The sequence below is a fragment of the Cellulomonas septica genome (assembly GCF_012396155.1).
In the GTDB taxonomy this organism is placed as follows: Bacteria; Actinomycetota; Actinomycetes; order Actinomycetales; family Cellulomonadaceae; genus Cellulomonas; species Cellulomonas septica.
Genome location: NZ_JAAXOY010000485.1, coordinates 1 through 2,834 on the forward strand (window position 1 = coordinate 1; position 2,834 = coordinate 2,834).

Below are 2,834 nucleotides of genomic sequence, written 5' to 3' on the forward strand. Positions count from 1 at the left end.
GCCGCCGCGCGCCTGGGGGTCGGTCACCTCGAGCTCGACGCGGTGTTCTGGGCCGAGGAGTGGACGAAGCGCGACCTTCCCGAGGCGCACGCGATCGTCCGGCACTTCCTCGCCTCGCCCGGGGCGCTGGTCGAGGCCGGGCTCGCGGGCGTCCCGGACCACCTGCCCGCGCACGTCAACACGACGCTCGAGAGCAACGTCGCGTTCTACGTCGCGCGCGGCTTCACGCACGTCGGCGCGGTGCGGCTCGGGCCGCGCGGACCGCAGATGCACGGGCTGCGCCGACCCGCCCGCCGCCCCTAGTCTGGCGACGTCCGGCCCGGCGCGGACGGCGGCGGGCACGAGCGCGACGAGCGGAGCGACGGCCATGGCGCACGGCGACATCACGCATGTCGACATCCCTGCGGACGACATGCAGCGGGCGACGACGTTCTACCGGACGGTGTTCGGGTGGGACGCGCAGGAGTACCCCGGCTACGAGGGCTACCCGATGTGGCGGGCACCGAACCAGATCAGCGGCGGCGGGTTCGGGCCGCGCGGCGGCGACCTGCAGGTCCCGCGGTCGACGATCGAGGTCGACTCGATCGAGGAGGCCCTCGCGGCGATCGAGGCGAACGGCGGGAAGGTCGTCCGCGGCAAGGAGGAGATCTCGCCGACGAGCTGGTGGGCGGTCTTCGAGGACTCCGAGGGCAACCAGATGGGTCTGTACGAGGGCACCACGGACGCGTCGGACGCGGGCTGACGGGCGACACGGACGGCGCACGGGACGTCGCGCACGTCGACGTCACGACCGACGACGTCACGACCGACGACGTCCCGCGCGCGGCTCAGGGCCGGTCGAACGCCGCGTGCACCGACGGCTGCAGCCAGGACGGCAGCACCGCCCGGGCGCGCAGCGCGGCCTGCACGAGCTCGGGCCGCTCGAGCGCTCGCAGACGTCGACGTCGTCGCGCGCTCGGCCGCCCGTACGCCGCGACCTGCGCGGCGGTCCCCGCGATCGCGCGGGCCGCGTCGAGGTCGCCCGACCGCAGGGCGGTCACGTAGTCGTCGAGGGTGATCTGGAACAGGCGCGGCACGACGAGGTCGCGCACGTAGTACCGCTGCATGCGGACGTCGTCGGGCGTGGTGCGCGCGAGCTTGTCGAGGAAGGCGACGCGGCTCGCGCGGAACCGCTCGCCGGCCGACGTGCTCGTCGCGTGCACGCGGAACCGGGTGAGCGACTCGCGGACGAACTCCGCGTGCCAGCCCGCGCGGAACATGCGGATGAACAGGTCGTCGTCCTCGTACCCGACGAGCTGCGGGTCGAACCCGCCGACCGCGCGGTAGGCGTCGGCCCGCAGCACGGACGCGGACGGCACGACCATGAGGTCGGACGCGAGCAGCTCGAGCAGCGTGCGGTGCGGGTGCGGCAGCTGGTACGTGCGGATGTAGGAGCGCGTGACGGTCCCGCCCTCGCCGTCGATCTCGTCGAAGTCGCTGTACGACCACGCGACGTGCTGCGAGCGCGCGAACGGCCGCACGAGCCGCGCCAGGTGCTGCGGGTACCAGGTGTCGTCCTGGTCGAGGAACGCGAGCAGCTCGCCGCGCGCCGCCGCGGCCGCGGTGTTCCGGGCGGCGGACTGCCCGGCGTTGTCCTGCCGGATCACGCGGATCGGCACGGGCGAGTCGAAGGCGGCCGCGAGCGCGCCGCCGCCGTCGGTCGAGCCGTCGTCGACGACGAGGACCTCGACGGGCAGGAGGGTCTGCGCGGTGATCGAGCGCAGCGCGTCCTGGACGTAGCCGGCGCCCTGGTAGAGCGGGAGGATCGCGGTCACGGCGGCCGACCGCGGCTGCGCGGTGGCGGGGTCCCGACGGGCGTCGGCGAGCTCGGACCGCGCGGGGACCTGCGCGGGGGCCCGGGGGGCGACGACGTGCGGCGACGCGGGGGTCTCGGACGCGACGACGTCCGGCGACGTGGGGGTCCGGGACGCGACGACGTCGGAAGGTGCGGTGGTCCCGACGGGCGGGGCCGCCGGCGCGAGGCCGTCGACGGGGTAGCGACGGGCGACCTCGGCGCTGTCCGCGGCGTCGACGGGCCAGCTCACGGGACCGGCGGGCGGACCGACCTTCTCGGCGACCACCCACGCCCCGGACTCGCTGGCGACCGCGGGCATGAGGTACGCGTGCTCGCGCCAGTGCGCCGACGGCGTCACCGTCACGCCACCGGCCATGCCCGTGCGCAGCGTGCGGAAGCCCGTCGCGGGCCCGAAGAGCTGGCGGAGGCCCGCGTCGGAGAGCCGCCAGAAGTCGTTCGGCTGGGCGTGCGTGGGCCAGGTCCACGGCACGACGTGGCACGTGAGCCCGCCCGGCACGAGCACCTTGCCGATCTCGGCGGCGACCAGCCACGGTGCGGCGACGTGCTCGAGCAGGCTTCGCGACACCACGAGCGCGTACTCGCCCGCGGGCACGGCCGTGGACAGCGCGTGCACGTCCGCGACGACGTCGACGCCCGGACCCGCGTGGATGTCGAGGTGCTGGACGACGCGCCCCGCGAAGGGCGCCTCGAGCCGCGCGTACTCGTCGGGCCGGTCGGTGCGCGAGCCGAGCCAGAGGACCGGTCCGGGCGGTGCGGCGGCGGCGAGCTCGGCCAGCAGCTCCTCCTCGTCGAGCTCCGCGAGGTCCTCGTGCCGCGGGAGCGGGTGGTCCGGCAGGCCGAGCGGGACGCGGTGGTCGCCGTGGTGCTTGCCGACGACGATGCGCCACGAGATGTCGAGGCCGAGCCCGGTGCCGGACCCGACGGGCTTGGTCGTGAAGAACGGCTCGAAGACGCGGTCGACGATCTCGGACGGGATGCC

General features: G+C 75.2%; 2 protein-coding genes and 1 pseudogene. 2 read left to right on the forward strand and 1 reads right to left on the reverse strand.

Translation table 11 applies throughout. The annotated features are described in order from the left end of the window. Together HGA02_RS20505 and HGA02_RS15430 are read left to right on the forward strand one after the other, a co-directional pair. Nucleotides 1-303: pseudogene (locus tag HGA02_RS20505) on the forward strand (hypothetical protein); the annotation flags it as partial. 64 nt (nt 304-367) lie between these two features. Further along, on the forward strand, nt 368-742 hold the full coding sequence (locus HGA02_RS15430) for a VOC family protein (RefSeq protein ID WP_168679939.1): 375 nt from the start codon (nt 368-370) through the stop codon (nt 740-742). Between the two features lie 85 nt (nt 743-827). Here the strand turns inward: HGA02_RS15430 and HGA02_RS15435 are convergent. Then, the coding region (locus HGA02_RS15435; protein WP_168679941.1) for a glycosyltransferase at nt 828-2,834 on the reverse strand (2,007 nt) is incomplete at its 5' end.